Genomic DNA, 18,151 nt, shown 5'->3' with positions numbered 1-18,151 from the left:
GAATATGCGGAACTAGTTTATCTTTTCCGCCCCTCCCTTCCGGTTTCGCACATGTCTCACAAAAACCTCACTTAACCCATTTGACCTGCATAGATGGAACAGTTATAGCTTCTTTCGACACTGTAGAAAATGTGCCAGATTGATCAGTATTGCTGATGTTTGCGACCAGCACCTTGCCGTTGGGATAATGCGCTACTTCCAAGGCCGGGTTATCGCTTACGCCGCTGCAGGCCCACTGCTCTTCGGCTCCAGCCGCCCAGTACAGTGCGCGGTGTAGAAGGCGCGCATTAGGGATCGAATAGGCCAACCCGGATGCGTAGACTGCGCGTCCCGCAAAGTACTGGTTGACTGCTAGGATCAGCCCACCCTCGGTATGAGCTAACGAGGTACCAGTGGTAGCGAATACCCCATTTATTGCCTCGCCGGGAGCAAAGGGGGCAGACAAATCGGCAGTAATAAAGTGATCCTCTGCCCGCCTGGGGTACTTGTCAGTGGACAAGGACCAATCGCGTTCCCGGTCAACACCCAGCACATCGGAGAGGGCGAAAGTAGCGCCCGTACGCCCGGCAGCTGCCGCGGTCAACGCAGTAGGTTCCCCTACCCCGATGAAGCCGCCCCCGCGCGCCACGAACTCGCGCATAGCCACCACTAACTTCGGATCCTCCCATGCCGGACCACCCGAGAAAGCAGTACCAGCAGAACCGGCATTGATTACCACGTCGACGCCCTCTAGCGCCCCGTCTACAACGTCGGCGAAACTGAGGAACTGCACCTCAAAAGGTAGCCCCGCGAGCGCTTCAATAACCCCCACGTAGGAGTAGGCCTCGCGGTAGTGCAGGGCGTGCGCCACCATGTGGGTCTGCCAGCTGCGCAGAGCGCCCCAAGCGTTGACGATTCCCACCTTGATAGGACTGTTCAGCGGGCGCTGCCCATCGGTGACCGAGTGGAGGGAACGGAATTCTGCAACAATCTGTTCCACCCGGTCGATGAAGTCAGGGTGTTGCATGGCTAGTGAGAGGTAGCCGCCGTAGCCCATGCGATCCAGGGGATTACGAATGATGGCTCGGCGAGCGCCCAGCCACGATTCGTTGGCTTCGCCCACCGGATCGCCCTCGGGGTTGAACACATCTGGGAAGAAATAGGGCAAAAACCGTCCCTCCGTGTAGCGCACGCCTGGAATGTCACTGATCATTCGGCAGGTCGCGGCGTTGCCAACGGACCCGACTACCGCATCCAATTCGATGTCTGGGAAGTACTTCCCGTAAGGCTCGGTGCCAATCCAGTTGTCGCCCAGGAACATCATGGCTTCCCTGCCGGCATCGTGAGTGGTCTTCACCAGGGTCTTTGCCTTGTCTGCCACCTGCTTGCTGACGAAGTCAATCCAGTCCAAGAAATGCGCTTTTGGAGGGCGGAAGGGCGAGTTGTAATAGCCGGCATCCACAAAGTCTTCAGGGCGCAGCGCATAGCCCTTTTCTTTTTCAAACGCCTGCAGGGCGGGCACGGAAACCGCGGCAGAATAGCCGAACCAGTCTACGTACTTCTCGCGGGCATCTTCACCGAAGACCAGGGTGAAGTGGTAGAAGAAGGTGGTGAAGCGAACCACGTCTACTTCGGGGTGTTCATCCAACCATTCCTTCAGGGCCTTCTGCATGAACTGCCAGGTCTGGGCGTAGGCAGGATCGTAAGTCTTGTCCTTCTTGCGGGTGGGATCGCTTGCCCAGTCGTTGGTCAGGTAGTTGTAGATCTGGGTCGAATCCCAAATCTGCCGGGCCAGGAAGTTTACCGTGTATTCGTGGAGCAGTTCGGGGCTGGCAATGGTGACGATTGCCGAGGCCGATTCTGCGTCTTCTGGACCGGAGTTAGCCGCTTCCGCTTCCCGATCAATTGGGCGGGCGGGGGCCGGCGCTACGCTCCACCCGCTGGGAGGCACTTCCCTGCCGGTGGTACGGTCTATGACCTGCCAGTACTTAGCCAGGTCGCACTCTAGTTCGGGCGCAAACTGCTGGGCAAAATACCCCTCCATCACATCGATCTGGAGCGCTTCATTGCTGCCAGCTACTTTGCGGCGGCTCATCAAATACTGGTGCACGCGCTGATCTGGGTGCGCCCGCGACCAGCCGTGGTCGCCCCTAGACGGGAAATAGGTGGCATACACCTTGTCGACTAGCTCCTTCGCTAGTGCGGGCAGGGCGGTGCCGTCAGAATTTCGCACCGCATCCGGTTTTAGGCGGGCTACCAGTTCACGAATCTGGCTGTCCATGCCCTCTTCGATAGGTAGGGTCAAGCGGCCACTATCCATTGGTGCTCCTTCTATATGCTCGTCCGGCAAACGCCGCCACGTGGGTGGCAGCGCGGTCTTTCAAATACGGGAATACCCGCAGGTATTCCTTTAGCCATTTACTGGCGAATTCTTCAGCACTCTCGCGCCTGACAAGGGCCCAGACGCTGCCCCCGAAACCAGCCCCGAATGCACTGGCTGCCTGCGCGCCTAGCTGCCGGGCGCTGCGGGCTAGGAAAACGGTCTGCTGCACCTGGTTCTCTAGGCCTGTCTGCGCCAACTGCTGAGAACGGTCCACCAGTTCACCAAAATCTTTCAAGTGACCGCCTGCTAGCGCGTCGGCCGCCAGCGGCACAATTTCTTCGGATTCCGCGTAGAACTGGTCCAGCCGGCGACGCAAATAGTTGTCTTCGCCTACCAGTTCCCGCATGCGGTCTAAGGCATGCTCAGAGGAGGCGATTGCCTCGGCCAACGAGGTATCGGTACGGCCGGTATCTGAATTCCACAACCCCACAATTTCGCGCACCGCCAGAGACACCCGGTTGTAAGCGTCGCGGGCAGCACCGGTCTTTTCGGCCAGCACCCCGGACACTGCCACCACGAAGGCATACCCTTCGGGCACGGGTACCAATGCCCGGCGCCGCACCGGCGAGAAGGAGTATTCCGCTAGTTTGCCCTGTTCGCAGCACAGCATGGCGGTGTGGTCTTCGCTGCCGCCAAAGGTTCCTACCCCGCGTCTGCCTTTTAGATCCCCGAAAGTCATTCCGTTCTCGATGCAAGCCATGTAGCCCGCCAACGATTCGTAGTCGCGAATGTGCCGGCGGAAGAGCGCCAGCGAAGCAATACCGCCCAGGTCAATGAGGCAGCGGGAGATGCCGATGACCATTGCCGAGGAAGAAGACATGCCCGATGCCAACGGCAGGGTGGAGTCCACATCTATTTGTGCCCCCACCACGTAGCCGGGAAAGTTTGCTTCTAGGCGGGTCACTACCGCTTCGGGGTAGGCGGCCCAATGCCCCGGCGGCAGTGGCGGCCTATCCCCGCTGATCTGAATGTCTACGCTTTCGCCAACTGCCGACGAATACACGCGCACCACCGGCTCGTCGATGCGCCTGGCGGTAAACGTAATCCCGCGGTCTACTGCCGCAAGCAGTGACCGGCCACCCGCATAGTCCGTGTGCTTGCCCAGCACTTCAATACGCCCGGGCACAAACCAGGACACTTCGTTTACAGGCCCCGGCAACGCGTCGGGGGTAGATACCTTTGCGGCAATGTTGATTGCCCCGGTGATGGGGCCTGTGGGATAGAGGACCGGATCCATGATTTACAGACTCACCGACACATCTGCCAAGGCTTCTTTGACCGCCGCAATGTCGCGGCGCGAAGACATGTCCAGCACGCCCTCTTTAGAAGGCACTACCGTCACCTGTTCGCCCTGCTCAATCAAATATCTAACCGCATCCACTACCTCGTATTCCCCGCGGGGCGAGGGCGAAATATTGGCGCAGGCAGTAATGACTTGCGGGGTGAACCGCCAGCAGTTCATTGACACGGGAGCTCCGGGCAATTCTTGCAGCTGCTGCGCAGTCGGCTTTTCCACGATGTCGCGAAGATGGCCGTCCTCGGTTGCCATGATGGCGAAGGCCGCAATGCGGTCGGCAGGAATGTTGGAGTTAGCTACTAGCCCGTCGCGGTCAAAGCCAACAGTGGCAGTACCATCGGTTTGCGCCAGTGCCTTGAGCGCGCCGACCGGATAGTAGTTGTCCGAGTTGAGCACCAATGCGCCCTCGGTAAGAAAATCTTTGGCGGCGGCCACCGCGTCGGCAGTGCCTAGCGGCTTCTCTTGTACGGCGTAAGAGATGGTGACCTTCTTGGTAGCCAGCGAATCGTAGTAGTCGCGGAACGCTTGCTGTTCTGGCCCTATTACCAGGCAAACTTCCTTGATACCGGCCTTCACGAGGGCGGAAATAACGTAGTCCAAAAAGGGACGGCCCACGTCGATCAGCCCCTTGGTGCCGGCGGATGCGGCCCCTACCTGGGAGTCTTCTAGTTTCGTGCCGTCGTCGGCGCGCATGCGAGTGCCGAGTCCGCGAGCCATAATGACTGCCTTGCGCGTGCTCATGCTACGGTGACCTCGATTCCGTGTCGTGTTAGTGCGGCTATCTGATCGGCACTGGTACCACCGTCGGTAATAACTTGGTCGATCTTGTCGAAAGAGCAGATGTTAGCGAAGGCGCTTTGCCCGAATTTGGTGTGGTCTGCCAAAACTACAACTTTCTGAGCCACTTCCACCAAGGCCGTATTCACTACAGCTTCGGCTTCGTTGTTTGTGTAAATGCCACCTGATTGTATATCGAGGGAGGTGACTCCTAAAAACAAGAGTCCCACTTTGATGCGCTCCAATACGGCCTTGGCCAGCGACCCTACAAGTTCGTAGGAGCGGGAGCGCGCCACCCCACCGATCACCACGAGTTGCACGTTGGGGCGCACAGTCAGGTCGTTGGCAATGTTTACGGCGTTAGTGATCACTGTCAGCGGCCGTTCGGTAAAGGCTCTTTCCGAGGACGTGCGCACGCCCAGTTCGTAGGCCGCCACTGTGGTGGTGGTACCGCCGTTGAACGAGACAACAGAGCCGGGTTTTGCGAGCAGGCACGCGCGCCGAGCAATGGCCTGCTTTTCGTCCCATTCCCGCGAAGTGCGGTAGCGCATGGGCAATTCTCCCGAGGACGCGTTTGCCTTCGCACCACCTCGTACCCTGGTGATAAGTTGCTGCTCGCTCAGGGCATCTAGATCGCGGCGAACCGTAGCTGGAGATACTCCGAGGGCGGCGACAATATCGTCTACGTGCACACTTCCACGCTCGATCACTAAGTCGACAATTTTTGACTGTCGGTCTTGTCTGCCCACTGCCACTCCTTTGCTAGCCGGGACAAGCAAAATCTTGTCACATTCGCTCAAGCTGTGCAAGAAATTTTGCTCACTTTTGCTGATCGAAGCTTATATGCCCCGCCCAGAAGCCTATTTCGCGATGATTTTTTCTGCCTAAACCCCTTATTTTTCACCGTCACAAGCCCGACTCATTGACCGATTTTGACCGAAAACCCTAGCCTTGAGTCGAAATTCAATCAGAAAGGTGCAGCAATGTCGCTAACCAGTCAGGAAATCAATTCACAGCCGGAAACCTGGCGGAAAACTACGCAGGTGGATGCCTCCGCCCTCGTCACTGAGAAGGGGCGCGTCGCCGTGGTTGGCTGCGGCACCTCATGGTTCATGGCGCAGGCATACGCCCGGATGCGCGAACTAAAGACGGGAGAGGCAACTTTCGCCTACACCGCAACCGAATTCCCCATGGGCGACTGGCAGAAGGTCATCTGCATCTCTCGTTCCGGTACCACTACCGAAATCGTCGATCTGCTGCGGGCGACGCGCGAACAGAACGTTCCGAACGTCCTGATCACCGCGGTCACCCCCGGCCCGGGCAGCGACTACGCGGACGAAGAAATTACTCTTGCCTTTGCCGACGAAGAATCGGTGGTACAGACCCGCTTTGCTACCACCGCCCTACTATTGCTGCTCTCTACTCTTGGCGAGGACGTACAGGCGGCCGCCGCCGATTGCGAAAAGGCCCTGCAACTAGACATTCCCGAGCGATGGGTAAAGGCAGACCAGATCTCGTTCCTGGGTACCGGCTGGACCATTGGCCTAGCAAACGAAGCAGCCCTGAAGAACAGGGAAGCCTCGCAGTCCTGGGCTGAATCCTACCCGGCCATGGAGTACCGGCACGGCCCCATTTCGATCGCCCAACCCGGCAGGCTGGTGTGGGCCTTCGGGAAGCTCCCCGCCGGACTGGCGGAGCAGGTGGCCCAGACCGGCGCAGAACTGGTTACCAGCGAGCTGCACCCGCTAGCACACCTGGTGCTCGCGCAGCGACTGGCGGTCGCCCGCGCCGAGGATCGCGGCCTAAACCCAGACACCCCTCGGAACCTGACCCGTTCGGTGATTCTTGCTGAAGGGCAACACTGATGCACGCCTTCGGGATAGATGTCGGCGGCACCAACATCAAGGCGGTGCTTGCCAGCAAAACCGGCGAGGTCGCAGCCAGGTGGAATCGCCCCACTCCGCGCACCGGCAAGGTGGAGGACATTATCGACGCGCTCGCGGATCTGTATGCCACTATGCGCGCTGAAAGTAGCGGGCTCGAGGGCGTCACCGAGTTGGTACCCACCGTAACGGTGGCAGTACCGGGCATTGTTGACGAGGAACACGGGGTGGGGGTCTACTCCGTCAATTTGGGGTGGAAAGATTACCCGCTGCGCGACGCCCTCGCCACTGCCCTGCAGGTACCCGTAGTGCTAGCGCATGACGTGCGTTCGGGCGCTCTTGGGGAAAGCAGGTGGGGTGCGGCAGAGGCCGATAGCCTCTACATTGCCCTGGGTACCGGCGTTTCCGCAGCCTTGATCATCGACGGCTACCCCGTGGCCGCCCACCCGTGGTCTGGCGAGATCGGGCAACACCTGGTGCCCGATCCGGATCGGCCCGGCCAGAACACCACGTTGGAAAAGGTGTGTTCGGCCTCCGCTTTCGCACGCCGCATGTGGAGGGCGGATCCGCGCCTCATTGCAGAGGATGCGGGGGCGCGCGAGGTCTTCGATCTGGCTCGCGGCGGCAACGAATTGGCGCGGCACATCATTAGTTCTGGTCTGGGCGAGTTGTCGCGCTCCATTGCCGCTGCCATTCATTTGCTTGGTCCCATTCCCGTAGTCGTGGGTGGGGGTATGGCTGGGGCTGGTCCTCTGCTGCTCAATCCCATTGCACAGCAGCTGCGCTCGTACTCGCCGCTGCTCCCCGAAGCTCCTCTGCGCAGTGCCACCTTGGGTACTTACAGTCAGGCTCTGGGGGCTGCAGTGCGCTCGTTCGATTCCTACGTGCAGTGGCGCGCACTGCCCATTAGTTTCCCAGCGGTGGATTAGATGATTCTGACACTTACCGCTAATCCCGCCCTCGACGTTACCTACCGGGTGGAGCACCTGCAGGTGGGGTCTTCTTACCGCGTTGCGCCCACAGTTGCCGCTGGCGGCAAGGGAATCAACGTGGCACGGGTGGCAGCCCGTCTTGGGCATCGGGTCGCGACTACCGGTCCGCTGGGTGGAGCCAACGGGAACCGCATTCGCCGCCTGCTGCAAGATGATGCGGTAGAGCAACGGTTTGTGCCTTCTGCCGCCCCTACCCGCCAGACCGTAAATATCACTTCTGACGGTGACGCCACGATCTTCAACGAGGCGGGGGCGGACCAGCCCGATTCGCTGTGGCAGACCTTGGCTTGCCAGCTGCGGGACGAGGGCGCCCAAGTTGTAACTATCTGCGGCTCCTTTCCACCCCACACCCCCGCGGGAGTGTTGCGGATGCTAGTTGAGGCTGCCAAGGAGGGCGGAAGCCTGGTGGTTGTAGATACTTCCGGCCCGCTGCTACTGGAGGCCGCGAACGCGGGCGCGGACCTTCTGAAACCTAACGAGGCAGAACTGGCGGCGGCGACCGGCGCGGGCGAAGTGGCCGCGGGGGCGGCCCGGCTTTTGCAACTGGGGGCCCAGATGGTGGTGTGTTCTTTGGGCGCCAAGGGCGTGGCTGCTTTTACCGCGCATATGCAGGTCAGCCAGCCGCCCGCCACGCGGGTGCACGGCAACCCGACCGGTGCTGGCGATTCTTTAGTTGCCTCGCTGGCCTCGCAGATGGAGGAGGCCGGCCAGCTCCCACAATCCAAAGACGAACTTTCTTGCTGGCTAAGGAAGGCCAGCGCATTGGCGGCGGCTACGGTAGCCGCCCCTACGGCCGGTGCTTTCGACCCGGCGCTTTACCAAAAACTTTTGGAGGAATAATGCCCCTATCCGACACCGCTGCCCTGGCTCGCCAGGCAGCAGCAAACAAGCAGGGCTTGGGCGCTTTCAATGTGGTGCTGCTGCACCACGCAGAAATGTTCGTCCGCGCCGCCGAAAACGTAGGGCTGCCGGTGATCTTGCAGCTGTCGCAAAATGCCGTGAAATGGCACGGCAGGTTCGCGCCCCTATCTTCAGCACTGCTCGCCCTCGCGAAAGAGGCAAAAGTGCCGGTGGGGGTGCATCTAGACCATGCGGAAGATCCGCAACTGTGCCGCCGCGCCATTGACCTGGGCTATTCCTCGGTCATGTACGACGGCTCCAAGCTGCCGGATGCGGAAAACCGCGAAGCTACCGCGCAGATCGTCGCTTACGCGCACCAGAACGGCGTGTCCGTCGAGGCCGAGCTAGGTGAGGTCGGGGGCAAGAACGGCGTGCACGATCCGAAGGCCCGCACTGCTCCCGAAGATGCGGCCCAGTTCGTAGCGGATACCGGCGTGGATCTACTGGCGGTGGCGGTGGGTTCTTCGCACGCCATGGCAACTCGCGAAGCGGTGTTAGACAATTCCCTGATCGAACGGATCCGCCAAGCAGTGCCTGTTCCCCTTGTGCTGCACGGGTCTTCGGGGGTTCCTGACGACGGCATGGTAGCGGCAATCAGGGCCGGAATGACCAAGATCAATGTCTCTACCCACCTGAATGTGGTCTGCACCCAGCAGGTGCGGGCGGCTTTGAAGGAGGACGAACAGCTGGTCGACCCTCGCAAGTATTTGGGGCCGGCAGATGAGCAGGTGCGCGCAGAGGTCGAACGCCTCCTGCAGCTATATCGCTCATAAGGATGGAACAGTTGGCCGATAACTGGCAGTAAAACCGCAGGTGGTTCATTAGAATCTTCTAATAATGCCAGTTATTGGCCTTCCCGGCCCATCCAATTGCGCATACTTTAACGGTGCACGCAGAGGTGCATAAAAACAGTTAGGGATACATATGCGCAACGCAACGACGCGATTACTGGCGGCAGGTGTCGCCGGAGTTACCGCCCTCACCCTTGCCGGTTGTGGGCAAAGCAAAGATGATTCCGCTTCCTCAGATTCAGGTACCACCCTAAAGATGCTGGTGCCCGCCTACACCGACAATGTGAAGGAATTGTGGGGCGAGGTTATCGACGGTTTCAAGAAAGAAAACCCAGACATCAACATCGACCTGCAGGTTGAATCGTGGGAGAACATCAATGACGTGGTGCGCCAGAACATTCAAGCGGACAAAGCACCCGACATTTTGAACATCGACTCGTTCACTGATTTTGCCGCCGACGACCTGCTCTACAGTGCCGAGGACGTTGCCTCGAAGAAGACCCTGGATAACATCCAGGACTCCTTCAGGAAGAATGCCTCCATGGAGGGCACCCAGTACGGGCTACCCCTATTCGCTTCGGCCCGCGCCCTCTTCTACAACGAAGACCTATTCAAAGAGGCCGGCATCACCGCCCCACCAAAGACCTGGGCTGAGCTAGAAAAGGACGCCAAAGCAATCAAAGCCCTAGGCAAAGATGGTGTAGACGGTTACGGAATGCCGCTCGGTAACGAGGAGGCCCAGGCTGAGGCTGCAATCTGGTTCTTCGGCGCAGGCGGCGGCTACGGTGACGAAAACAAGATCACGGTAGACCAGAAGGCCAACGTTGAGGCCGCCAATTTCATGCAGAAGCTGATCAAAGAGGGCGCCACTGAAGCTAACCCCGGTTCCGCCCAACGCACCCCGCTCGGAAAAACATTCTTCCAAGGCAAGCTCGGCATGGTAGTCGGACTACCCCAATACAAGAAGCTGATCGAAGAACAGAACCCCAAGCTGAACTACAAGATCGCCCCAATACCCACCAAAGACGGCTCAGAAGTAACCCTGGGCGTTGCCGACCACCTGATGGCCTTCGACAACGGCGCCGACAAGCAGGAAGCGATCAAGAAGTTCTTCGACTACTTCTACTCAGATGCTGCCTACCCCAAGTTCGTAGGAACCCTAGGCTTCATCCCGATCACCAAGAGCGCTGGTGAGGCCATGAAGGACGACCCCACCACCAAGGAATTCATTCCGCTGCTCCCCAAGGCGAAGTTCTACCCCTTCACCAACCCAAAGTGGCAATCCGTGCAGGGCTCGATCCAATCCAACATTGGCAAGATCGCCACAGAAGATCCAGCCACGGTACTAAAACAAATCCAATCCGAATCCGAACAAGACTAAAACGGTGGGGGTGGGAAACCACCCCCACTCCACCCCCATGAAAAATAACAAAAATAAGACCTCCGCGGCGCTCAGAGCACTCCCCTGGCTCGCGCCCGTCCTCGTCCTAATCGCAGCCATCGTTGCCTACCCAATGGGACTGATGATCTTCAATTCCACCCGCAAAATATCGCGCATCGGCCGTGACAAAGGATTTGTGGGACTGGACAACTACACCAAGGTGCTCTCGGACCCGGCTCTTCCCCGCGTCCTGGCCAATACCGCCATCTGGGTAATCGCCGTCGTAGTGATCACCATCGTCCTTTCACTAGCACTGGCCAACTTCCTAAACAAAGCTTTCCCAGGCCGCCGCCTAGTGCGCCTGGCAGTCATCATCCCCTGGGCTGCCTCGGTAGTAATGACCACCACCGTGGTCTACTACTCCCTGCAACCAAAACTAGGGTTGGCACAGCAATTCCTAAAAGACATCGGACTGACTTCCAGAACCGACCTAGGAATCACTTCCCAACCCATTCCCGCTTTCCTAGTGGCAATCGCAGTAGCAGTATTTGTTTCACTTCCGTTCACTACTTACACGCTGCTGGCCGGCCACCAAGCCATCACCAATGACGTGCTAGAAGCCGCCCGCGTAGACGGCGCCTCCAAGGTGCGCACCTACTTTTCGATCATCCTGCCGCAGCTGAAACCAGCACTGGCAACCGCCACCACCATCAACATCATCAACGTGTTCAACAACATCCCAATCCTGCAGGTTATGACCGGCGCCATCCCCGGCAACAGCGCCGACACCACGACCACACTGCTGTTCAAATACATCCGCGCTCGCGGCCACGTCGACTGGGCCAGTGCCCTTTCGGTACTGAATTTGGTCCTGATGATCGTCATCATAGGGATCTATCTGGCTCTTGCGAAACCAATGAGGGGGGTTGAAGACTGATGCTCAAAAACTGGTGGAAACGGCACAGCGAACCGTCGGCCCCGGGAGCACACCCGCACACCGGCCTGCGCGTTGCAGCGGGCATAGTGCTGATCGTCCTCTTCGTGTTGCCATATTTGGTAATGGTGCTCGGCTCGCTCAAGTCGCGGGCAGAAGTGCTGTCAATCCCGCCCACGTACCTACCCCAAAACTGGCATTTCGACAATTACCTGACCATGTGGTCCACGCCTGAAACGCCGGTAGGGCAGAACCTGCTGTCTACTCTGATCATTGCCGCAGTGGCCACCCTGATCGTGGTGATCGTGGCGATGCCGGCAGCCTATTACACTGCCAGATTCCGGTTCCCTGGGCGCGGTGCCTTCCTCTTCCTGGTGTTGCTTACGCAAATGTGTCCCCCGGCGCTGGTAGTTGCTGGGCTCTTCCGGGAATTCCAGATGCTGTCCCTCAACGACACGCTACTGGCAATGATCCTTATCAATTCGGCCTTCAACTTGGCCTTCGCAACGTGGATTATGCATTCCTTCTTTGCCTCCGTACCTGCCGAGGTCGACGAGGCCGCACAAATTGACGGGGCCGGGCTTCTGACCGTCCTATTCCGCATCAATTTGCCGCTCGTTTGGCCAGGAATCGTGACTGCGGTGATCTTCACGTTCGTTGCCGCCTGGAACGAATTCGCCGCCTCCCTGGTAGTGCTGTCCTCGCCGGACAAGCAACCACTGTCGGTCGCGCTCACCAAGTTCGTGGGGCAGTACGAGACCAGTTGGCAGTACGTCTTCGGGGTTTCCGTGGTTGCCATCATTCCGGTGGTGATTCTGTTTGCGGTGGTTGAAAAGCGCCTAATCGGCGGTCTCACGGCTGGCTCGATCAAGTAAGCGTGCAAAGTTCTGGGGCGGTTAGCTACGCGCTAACCGCCCCAAATTTTTATCTTTCCGCTACCGGAAGTTTCAAGTCTTTCAGCACCAGCACTGATTCAGCTTGTGCCACCGAGAATAGCTCGCCGACAGGAGCAGTACCGTCGGCCACTTCGCCGGCACTGCGTTTGATTGCCTCGGCTACCGTGTCATAACCGGGAATAAAGTAGGCATCTTGCACCATTGCGTCTTCAGCTTCTTTAGCGGCCGCTACTACATTCTGCCCGCCGTAGAACTGCGATACTTTCGCATCGCTCTTCGGGGTATCCTTCGCGGCTACCACCAGCCCCTGCGAGGCTAGGTCGTCCACGTTGGTGTTGAACCAGTTTGCAAATTCGACGGCCTTGTCCGGGGCCTTGCACCCCTTCATGACTACTACGGCAGAGCCGCCGTCAGGAGCCGTCTGCTTGCCCGCCCCCAGATCGGGCAGCGGGGCAATCCCCCACTTGTCGGTTGTCTCCTGCATGTCTGCGGCCAGCAGCGGGGCCTCCCAGGCTCCTCCGATGGTACCGATCAGTTTTCCCTGTTGCAGTGCCTTCTTGAAGGTGTCATCCCACCGGGGCAGTTTCAGAGCAGCGCCGTCTGCAAAGAGACCCTGCCAAAGGCTGGCGACCCTCTTCGCTCCTGGCCCATCCACGCCCACTTTCCACTTGCCGGACTCGATCTGGTACCACTTGTCTCCGGCGGCCATGGCCTGAGCGGAGAACCAGTATGGGGATTCGTCAGGCTCAAAGTCGGCTACATATTTTCCACTTTCGGCTGCTATTTTTCCTATCTTCCGAAAGTCTGCAATATTCTGCGGCGGGTCAATTCCTAACCGCGCAAAAGCCGACCTGTTGTAGAAATACACCAGTGGGCCCGTATCAGTGGGGAGCCCAAAGTACTTGCCGTCCACCCCGGTCATTGACACTGCCGAGGGCGAATAGTTCTTCTGATATTGCTTTACCTGGGCGGTAACGTCTTGCACCAGTGATTTCGTATAAACACCGGGGATCTCGTTGTAGCCCATCATTGCCAGGCAGGGGGCGGTGCCTGCCTTTACATCCAGCTCGAGCTTCTTGATCAGTTCGTCTAGGCCCGCATCGAATTTTTCGGCCTTGACCTGCGAAGCTGGGTGCTCCTTGTTCCACTTTTGCACCATCTGGGAAACGCTTACCATGTTCTGTCCGTCTGGCAGCGTATGTAAAAATTCGATGGGTTCGGAGGTGGTATTTGTTGTGCACCCTGCTAGCGCACAAATCGGAATGATTGAACTTGCGGCAAGCAACTTGGAGAAACGAGTCCGCATTTTCGCCCCCTAATAGGCATAGAAAAGTTGACTACTGCCAGGTTAACGCAGTTACCGAATGGGCAGGAAACGTTAACCGCATTTGTTCTGTATTGGCTGTTGCCGCATTTTGAGCTACCACTTTTGCGTCTTTTGAGATTCATTTACCCGTGTTTTCTAAAAGCGCTAGGGTTAGAAAAAACCTTAGGGGAATAATGACTGTTGACCTCATTGAAAAAGCGGAAGGTTGCCTGCTAGGCCTAGCTTTAGGGGATGCGCTCGGGGCCCCCACGCAATCCTTGTCGCCGCAGCAGATTATCTCTACCTACGGGCGCATTACGCACCTTCGGGATGCCAGTGCGGACCAACCAATCGCACCGAATCTTCCTGCCGGACGGGTCACTGACGACACTGATCAGGCGCTCATCGTCGCCCACATGCTAGTGCAGGGACTCTCCGCTCCCGCCTTTGCGCAGGCGTTACTCGATTGGGAAGACCACATGATCGCGATAGGTTCGCTAGATCTGCTCGGCCCTTCCACCAAGGCCGCCCTCTATAAGATTCGCGAGGGCGGGGACCTGACAGAGGCGGGAAAATACGGCTCCACTAACGGTTCTACGATGCGCATTGCGCCGGTGGGCATTGCCTACCCGCCTGGCCAGCACCTTCGGGAGTCCGTCTGCCAGATATCGTCACTCACTCACGGCACTACGATCGGCATCTCGGCCGCCATGACGGTGGCGGTGACCATCAGTAATGTCCTGGAGGGGGCGGCCCTGCCCGAGGCGCTAGCTGCGGGGATCGCCGAGGGCAGCAAAGACTACGGCAACTGGGTCGCGGGCGCGTCAATCCCCGCCCGCTTCAAGGCGCTGTGGCCACTGTGTCAATCCATGGGTGAGGAAGAATTTTCTACCTTCTTACAGCAGGTAGTGGGCACGTCTGTGCAGTCTCCCGAATCGGTTACTGCCGCTCTACTGCTGGCCTGCAAGTATGCGGACAAGCCTTTTACGGCCCTGTGCGCGGCGGCGAATCTGGGCGGGGACACCGACACCATTGGGGCCATAGCCGGGGCCATCTTAGGTGCCCTGCACGGCCCTGCTGGTTTTCCGCCCTCGCAGATTGGCCTGGTTGAAGAGGTCAATGAGCACGATTTTGCCGGCACTGCCGAAAAGCTCTTGGCACTGCGCAAAGGGGAACAATAATGGGCCGCCGTCTTACTTCCTACGAGCAGCGAGGCATCGAACCGGTTCCTGCCAGCGAGCGTGGCGGCAACCCGCTGGAATTGTTCTGGGTGTGGTTCGCGGCGAATATTTCAGTGCTCGGCCTTCCCCTGGGAGTTTCGCTGATCGCCCTCGGACTTAGTATTCCGCAGGCTCTCTTTGCGGCCACCGTCGGGTCAGTGGGTTCTTTTGCCGTCGTGGGCATCATTTCGGTAGCTGGCAGGAATGGTGGGGCGCCGTCGCTCACATTGTCCAGGGCGATGTTCGGCACCCTGGGCAACATTGGGCCCACGTTCATCTCCCTGCTCTCGCGATTGGGCTGGGAAACAGTCAATACTGCGACGGCGGCACTGGCGTTCGTGACTTTCTGCTCCTACTGCTTTGGCACTGCCGGCACGGCGGCAAAGGCACCTGTCATTGCAGTGGTTGGAGCTGTTGGTTTTGTCGCCCTGACGGTCGCGGCGGCTGGACTGGGCCACGCCGCTATCTTGGTGGTGCAAAAATGGGCGACTTGGATATTCGGAGCCTTAAACCTGCTGGTGGCAGCCTTTTTATTGGTCCGAGTGAATTTCTCTGCGCTGGGAACAAAGCCCGGTGCCGGCCTTGCCGAAGTGCTCACGGGAATAGGCATCATTGCCGCTGGGACGGGCATTGGCTGGGCTAACTCCGGCGCCGATATGGCCCGCTACCAGCGTCCCTCGGTGACAGGGGGCGCCCTCGTACTTTCTGCCGCCGCGGGTGCCGGCATCCCGCTGGTCATCATGATCGGCATGGGTGCCCTCATTGGCGGTTCTAACCAGCAGGTGCTTGCATCCCCCAACCCGATGGAGGCTATTCGGCAAACTCTGCCCGAGCCGATGGCAGCTACCTACCTACTGGTTTCGATTGTCGGCCTTTTGCTCTCTAATCACCTGTCGGTTTATTCAGCCGGGCTTACTACCCTCACCCTCGGCATCCGCATTCCCCGCGTGTGGGCAGTGCTAGTTGACGTGGTCGCTACCACTTCAGGATCCATCCTGTTTCTGCTTGTGGCGCAGGGTTTTTACGGGCCATTTGTTGCCTTCATTTCCGTGCTGGCGATTCCCATTGCCGCGTGGATCGGCATCTTCTTGGTGGACATGTGCTTCCGGAACAGCTACAGCGGCCCTGACCTGCTAGACCTTTCGGCAGGAGGCAAGTACTTTTACACCGGCGGGATCAGGTGGGCAGCACTTCTTCCCTGGCTGCTTGCCATCGGAATTGGTTCACTATTCATTCAGGTAACCGACGGGTCGACGCCCATATTTACGGGACCGGCCTATTCCACCTGGATTGGTCAGGCAGGGTTGGCTTGGCTAGTAACCTTGGTACTTGCCGCAGCCTGCTACGCCCCTCTTGCTAGGAGGCGATTCTGATGGCGCGACTGATCCATACCGGCCAGGCGATTGTAGACCTCACAATGTCCCTCGCCAGGGTACCTAAGGCAGGCGAGGACGTCTTCGTAGATTCACACAACTTTGCAGCTGGCGGCGGTTTCAACGTCATGGCAGCGGCAGCTCGCGACGGCGCCGAGGTAGTCTATGCCGGGACCTGTGGCACGGGCTTCTTTGGGGACCTAGTGCGCAGCGCAATGCAGGCCGAGGGCGTCCATCTAGCCCTGCCGCCCATTCCCGATCAAGACACTGGTTTTTGCATTGCCATGACGGATGCACAGGCAGAAAGAACCTTCGTCTCTACGGTGGGCGCCGAAGCGCAGCTAACCGCTCAGCTGCTGGCGCAGGTGCCGCTATCTTCCGAAGACGTAATCTATCTTTCCGGGTATTCCTTCGTTCACCCCCAAAACAGCGCGGCACTATTGCAGTGGTTGCCCACGGTCAAGGCCAAGCAGATCGTATTAGATGTCAGTCCCGTGGTAGGCGACATTGCCGCCCTCGATAAGGTGCTTGGCCTGTGCAGTGTAGTCAGCGTGAACGAACGCGAATTAGCGTTGCTCGAATACTCCACGGCTATGGCTGGAGCCGCCCTCGCTAGACAATTCCACGTAACCGTGCTGGCTCGGGCTGGAGCCGCGGGCACCACTATCTATTGGCCGTCCTCGGATCCACCCAAGCACGTGGCAACGCCCGTGGTAAGTCCCGTCGACTCCAATGGGGCCGGAGACGCCCACGCGGGAGTCTTTTGTTCTTCCCTGTTAGCTGGCCTGGACACGGTTCAGGCAGTAAGGCGCGCGAATGTGGCCGGCGCACTGACCGTCACCAAAGCAGGCCCTGCCACCTCCCCCAGCCGGGCACAAATCGAGGCGTATCTACAGCAGCTTTAGGCGCAGACAATTCGCGACGGTGCTCGCAATGTTTTTGGCGGCACTCTTCTTTGCTTCCTCAAGCGACATTGGGGCAAACAGGGTAGGCACAACCGCTGCAAACGGGTGCGGCACCAGTTCCTCCGCGTCGGACCCAACCCTGCCCGCCACCGCGATGGTTGGCACGTGCTGTTCTGCAGCCATCTGCGCTACCCCATATGGGGTTTTCCCGTAACGAGTTTGCCCGTCAATCTTGCCCTCGCCAGTAAAGACCAGGTCTGCTCCCCGGATTTTTTCCGGCAGGCCCACGGCTTCTCCGACCGCCTGCACTCCGGGTCGTAGCTGGGCACCCAGAGCAAGGAGGGCAACCCCCATGCCCCCTGCTGCCCCTGCCCCGGGAAGATCAATCAGTTCTTTGCCGGTAACCTGTTCCAGCAGCCTTCCCCAATACGCCAGAGTGCGATCCAAGTCTTCGATGTCAGATTGGGTGGCCCCTTTTTGCGGGCCGAAAATCGCGGAAGCGCCCTCGCGGCCGCATAGCGGGTTAGTTACGTCGCTAGCTACGGTAAGTTCCATTGCCGCCACAGTCTGCAGAGCAGGTTCCAGGGCCAGCTGCGTAATTTGCGGAATATTCTTTACTAGCGGCTCTACGGCATGTCCGTTCTGATCAAAGAATTGTGCTCCCAGCCCTGCCAGGAGTCCGATCCCGCCATCGTTTGTAGCAGATCCGCCCAGGCCAATCAGTGCTCGATGTATGCCCATCGATGCCATCGCTCGCAGTGTCTGCCCTGCCCCTCTGGAAGAGGCCGACCAAATGTCCCGCCTAGCAGGGGCTACCAGGCCCAATCCCACAGCAGACGCCACCTCAAAGACTCCCGCCTGCCCGACTTTGCCAAAACGAGCACCTACGGAAGTGCCCATTGGGCCGTGCACCTGCAATTCCTGCCAGTATCCACCCAACGCTGCAACAACTGCCGAGGCCGTGCCTTCGCCTCCGTCTGCCATGGGAACCAAAGTGCAATCTGCCTCGGGTGCCACTTCGCGGACTCCCCACTCCATTGCGGCGGCCACCTTGGCGGCGCTCAGGCATTCCTTAAATGAATCTGGTGCAAGTACAACCCTCATGATTTTTCTCCAACGAAAATGGGGCCGGCG

At 58.9% G+C, this 18,151-nt stretch carries 16 protein-coding genes; 10 read left to right on the top strand and 6 right to left on the bottom strand.

The window, feature by feature from the left end:
- Positions 1-67: 67 nt before the first annotated feature.
- The 4 genes from gnpA to QP400_RS07290 are packed head-to-tail and all read right to left on the bottom strand — an operon-like array spanning position 68 to position 5,185.
- A complete protein-coding gene (gene gnpA / locus QP400_RS07305) occupies positions 68-2,299 on the bottom strand; it encodes a 1,3-beta-galactosyl-N-acetylhexosamine phosphorylase (RefSeq protein WP_004806444.1) in 2,232 nt (743 codons plus the stop codon).
- Complete coding sequence (locus QP400_RS07300; protein ID WP_004806447.1) at positions 2,292-3,599, bottom strand: galactokinase family protein; 1,308 nt, start codon at positions 3,597-3,599, stop codon at positions 2,292-2,294. The genes gnpA and QP400_RS07300 overlap by 8 nt, the downstream gene beginning before the upstream one ends.
- A 3-nt stretch (positions 3,600-3,602) precedes the next feature.
- Positions 3,603-4,400, bottom strand: coding sequence for a sugar phosphate nucleotidyltransferase (locus QP400_RS07295; protein WP_004806449.1), 798 nt, complete (start codon positions 4,398-4,400; stop codon positions 3,603-3,605).
- Positions 4,397-5,185 carry a DeoR/GlpR family DNA-binding transcription regulator gene (locus tag QP400_RS07290; RefSeq protein WP_004806451.1) on the bottom strand — a complete coding sequence of 263 codons (789 nt, stop codon included), beginning with the start codon at positions 5,183-5,185 and terminating at the stop codon, positions 4,397-4,399. Before QP400_RS07290 ends, QP400_RS07295 begins: the two co-directional genes overlap by 4 nt.
- 234 nt (positions 5,186-5,419) lie before the next feature.
- On the opposite strand from QP400_RS07290, the gene QP400_RS07285 reads away from it, so the two are divergent.
- From QP400_RS07285 to QP400_RS07255, 7 genes are all read left to right on the top strand, one after another.
- On the top strand, positions 5,420-6,301 hold the full coding sequence (locus QP400_RS07285; protein WP_004806453.1) for an SIS domain-containing protein: 882 nt from the start codon (positions 5,420-5,422) through the stop codon (positions 6,299-6,301).
- Positions 6,301-7,248, top strand: coding sequence for an ROK family protein (locus QP400_RS07280; RefSeq protein ID WP_004806455.1), 948 nt, complete (start codon positions 6,301-6,303; stop codon positions 7,246-7,248). Before QP400_RS07285 ends, QP400_RS07280 begins: the two co-directional genes overlap by 1 nt.
- On the top strand, positions 7,249-8,151 hold the full coding sequence (locus tag QP400_RS07275) for a 1-phosphofructokinase family hexose kinase (RefSeq protein WP_004806457.1): 903 nt from the start codon (positions 7,249-7,251) through the stop codon (positions 8,149-8,151).
- Positions 8,151-8,984, top strand: coding sequence for a class II fructose-bisphosphate aldolase (locus QP400_RS07270; RefSeq protein ID WP_004806460.1), 834 nt, complete (start codon positions 8,151-8,153; stop codon positions 8,982-8,984). Before QP400_RS07275 ends, QP400_RS07270 begins: the two co-directional genes overlap by 1 nt.
- A 151-nt stretch (positions 8,985-9,135) precedes the next feature.
- The gene (locus QP400_RS07265) at positions 9,136-10,383 is read left to right on the top strand and encodes an extracellular solute-binding protein (protein ID WP_004806462.1); all 1,248 of its coding nucleotides are present in this window, start codon (positions 9,136-9,138) and stop codon (positions 10,381-10,383) included.
- A 37-nt stretch (positions 10,384-10,420) separates the two neighbouring features.
- Entirely contained in the window at positions 10,421-11,320 is a 900-nt protein-coding gene (locus QP400_RS07260) for a carbohydrate ABC transporter permease (protein WP_040315086.1), read from the top strand.
- The gene (locus QP400_RS07255) at positions 11,320-12,192 is read left to right on the top strand and encodes a carbohydrate ABC transporter permease (protein WP_004806465.1); all 873 of its coding nucleotides are present in this window, start codon (positions 11,320-11,322) and stop codon (positions 12,190-12,192) included. Before QP400_RS07260 ends, QP400_RS07255 begins: the two co-directional genes overlap by 1 nt.
- A 49-nt stretch (positions 12,193-12,241) precedes the next feature.
- On the opposite strand, the gene QP400_RS07250 is transcribed toward QP400_RS07255, so the two are convergent.
- Positions 12,242-13,519: an ABC transporter substrate-binding protein gene (locus QP400_RS07250; RefSeq protein WP_004806467.1), complete on the bottom strand. Its 1,278-nt coding sequence runs from the start codon at positions 13,517-13,519 to the stop codon at positions 12,242-12,244.
- A gap of 194 nt (positions 13,520-13,713) precedes the next feature.
- On the opposite strand from QP400_RS07250, the gene QP400_RS07245 reads away from it, so the two are divergent.
- The 3 genes from QP400_RS07245 to QP400_RS07235 are packed head-to-tail and all read left to right on the top strand — an operon-like array spanning position 13,714 to position 17,017.
- On the top strand, positions 13,714-14,700 hold the full coding sequence (locus tag QP400_RS07245; protein ID WP_004806469.1) for an ADP-ribosylglycohydrolase family protein: 987 nt from the start codon (positions 13,714-13,716) through the stop codon (positions 14,698-14,700).
- A complete protein-coding gene (locus QP400_RS07240; protein ID WP_048707687.1) occupies positions 14,700-16,112 on the top strand; it encodes a purine-cytosine permease family protein in 1,413 nt (470 codons plus the stop codon). The genes QP400_RS07245 and QP400_RS07240 overlap by 1 nt, the downstream gene beginning before the upstream one ends.
- Positions 16,112-17,017, top strand: a complete 906-nt coding sequence (locus QP400_RS07235; RefSeq protein ID WP_004806474.1) for a PfkB family carbohydrate kinase — start codon at positions 16,112-16,114, stop codon at positions 17,015-17,017. Before QP400_RS07240 ends, QP400_RS07235 begins: the two co-directional genes overlap by 1 nt.
- On the opposite strand, the gene QP400_RS07230 is transcribed toward QP400_RS07235, so the two are convergent.
- Positions 17,003-18,121, bottom strand: coding sequence for a glycerate kinase (locus QP400_RS07230; protein ID WP_004806477.1), 1,119 nt, complete (start codon positions 18,119-18,121; stop codon positions 17,003-17,005). The two genes, QP400_RS07235 and QP400_RS07230, sit on opposite strands and share 15 nt — an antisense overlap.
- Positions 18,122-18,151: the final 30 nt, after the last annotated feature.

Origin of the sequence: Winkia sp. UMB3158, from assembly GCF_030217145.1 — a bacterium.
Classification (GTDB): Bacteria; Actinomycetota; Actinomycetes; order Actinomycetales; family Actinomycetaceae; genus Winkia; species Winkia anitrata.
The sequence above is the reverse complement of the archived record's forward strand: the minus strand, read 5'-3'. Positions and strand labels throughout refer to the sequence as shown.

Coding starts and splice junctions, on each gene's coding strand:
- gnpA (WP_004806444.1), bottom strand. CDS start 2,299: ATGGATAGTGGCCGCTTGACCCTACCTATCGAAGAGGGCATGGACAGC.
- QP400_RS07300 (WP_004806447.1), bottom strand. CDS start 3,599: ATGGATCCGGTCCTCTATCCCACAGGCCCCATCACCGGGGCAATCAAC.
- QP400_RS07295 (WP_004806449.1), bottom strand. CDS start 4,400: ATGAGCACGCGCAAGGCAGTCATTATGGCTCGCGGACTCGGCACTCGC.
- QP400_RS07285 (WP_004806453.1), top strand. CDS start 5,420: ATGTCGCTAACCAGTCAGGAAATCAATTCACAGCCGGAAACCTGGCGG.
- QP400_RS07280 (WP_004806455.1), top strand. CDS start 6,301: ATGCACGCCTTCGGGATAGATGTCGGCGGCACCAACATCAAGGCGGTG.
- QP400_RS07275 (WP_004806457.1), top strand. CDS start 7,249: ATGATTCTGACACTTACCGCTAATCCCGCCCTCGACGTTACCTACCGG.
- QP400_RS07270 (WP_004806460.1), top strand. CDS start 8,151: ATGCCCCTATCCGACACCGCTGCCCTGGCTCGCCAGGCAGCAGCAAAC.
- QP400_RS07265 (WP_004806462.1), top strand. CDS start 9,136: ATGCGCAACGCAACGACGCGATTACTGGCGGCAGGTGTCGCCGGAGTT.
- QP400_RS07260 (WP_040315086.1), top strand. CDS start 10,421: ATGAAAAATAACAAAAATAAGACCTCCGCGGCGCTCAGAGCACTCCCC.
- QP400_RS07255 (WP_004806465.1), top strand. CDS start 11,320: ATGCTCAAAAACTGGTGGAAACGGCACAGCGAACCGTCGGCCCCGGGA.
- QP400_RS07250 (WP_004806467.1), bottom strand. CDS start 13,519: ATGCGGACTCGTTTCTCCAAGTTGCTTGCCGCAAGTTCAATCATTCCG.
- QP400_RS07245 (WP_004806469.1), top strand. CDS start 13,714: ATGACTGTTGACCTCATTGAAAAAGCGGAAGGTTGCCTGCTAGGCCTA.
- QP400_RS07240 (WP_048707687.1), top strand. CDS start 14,700: ATGGGCCGCCGTCTTACTTCCTACGAGCAGCGAGGCATCGAACCGGTT.
- QP400_RS07235 (WP_004806474.1), top strand. CDS start 16,112: ATGGCGCGACTGATCCATACCGGCCAGGCGATTGTAGACCTCACAATG.
- QP400_RS07230 (WP_004806477.1), bottom strand. CDS start 18,121: ATGAGGGTTGTACTTGCACCAGATTCATTTAAGGAATGCCTGAGCGCC.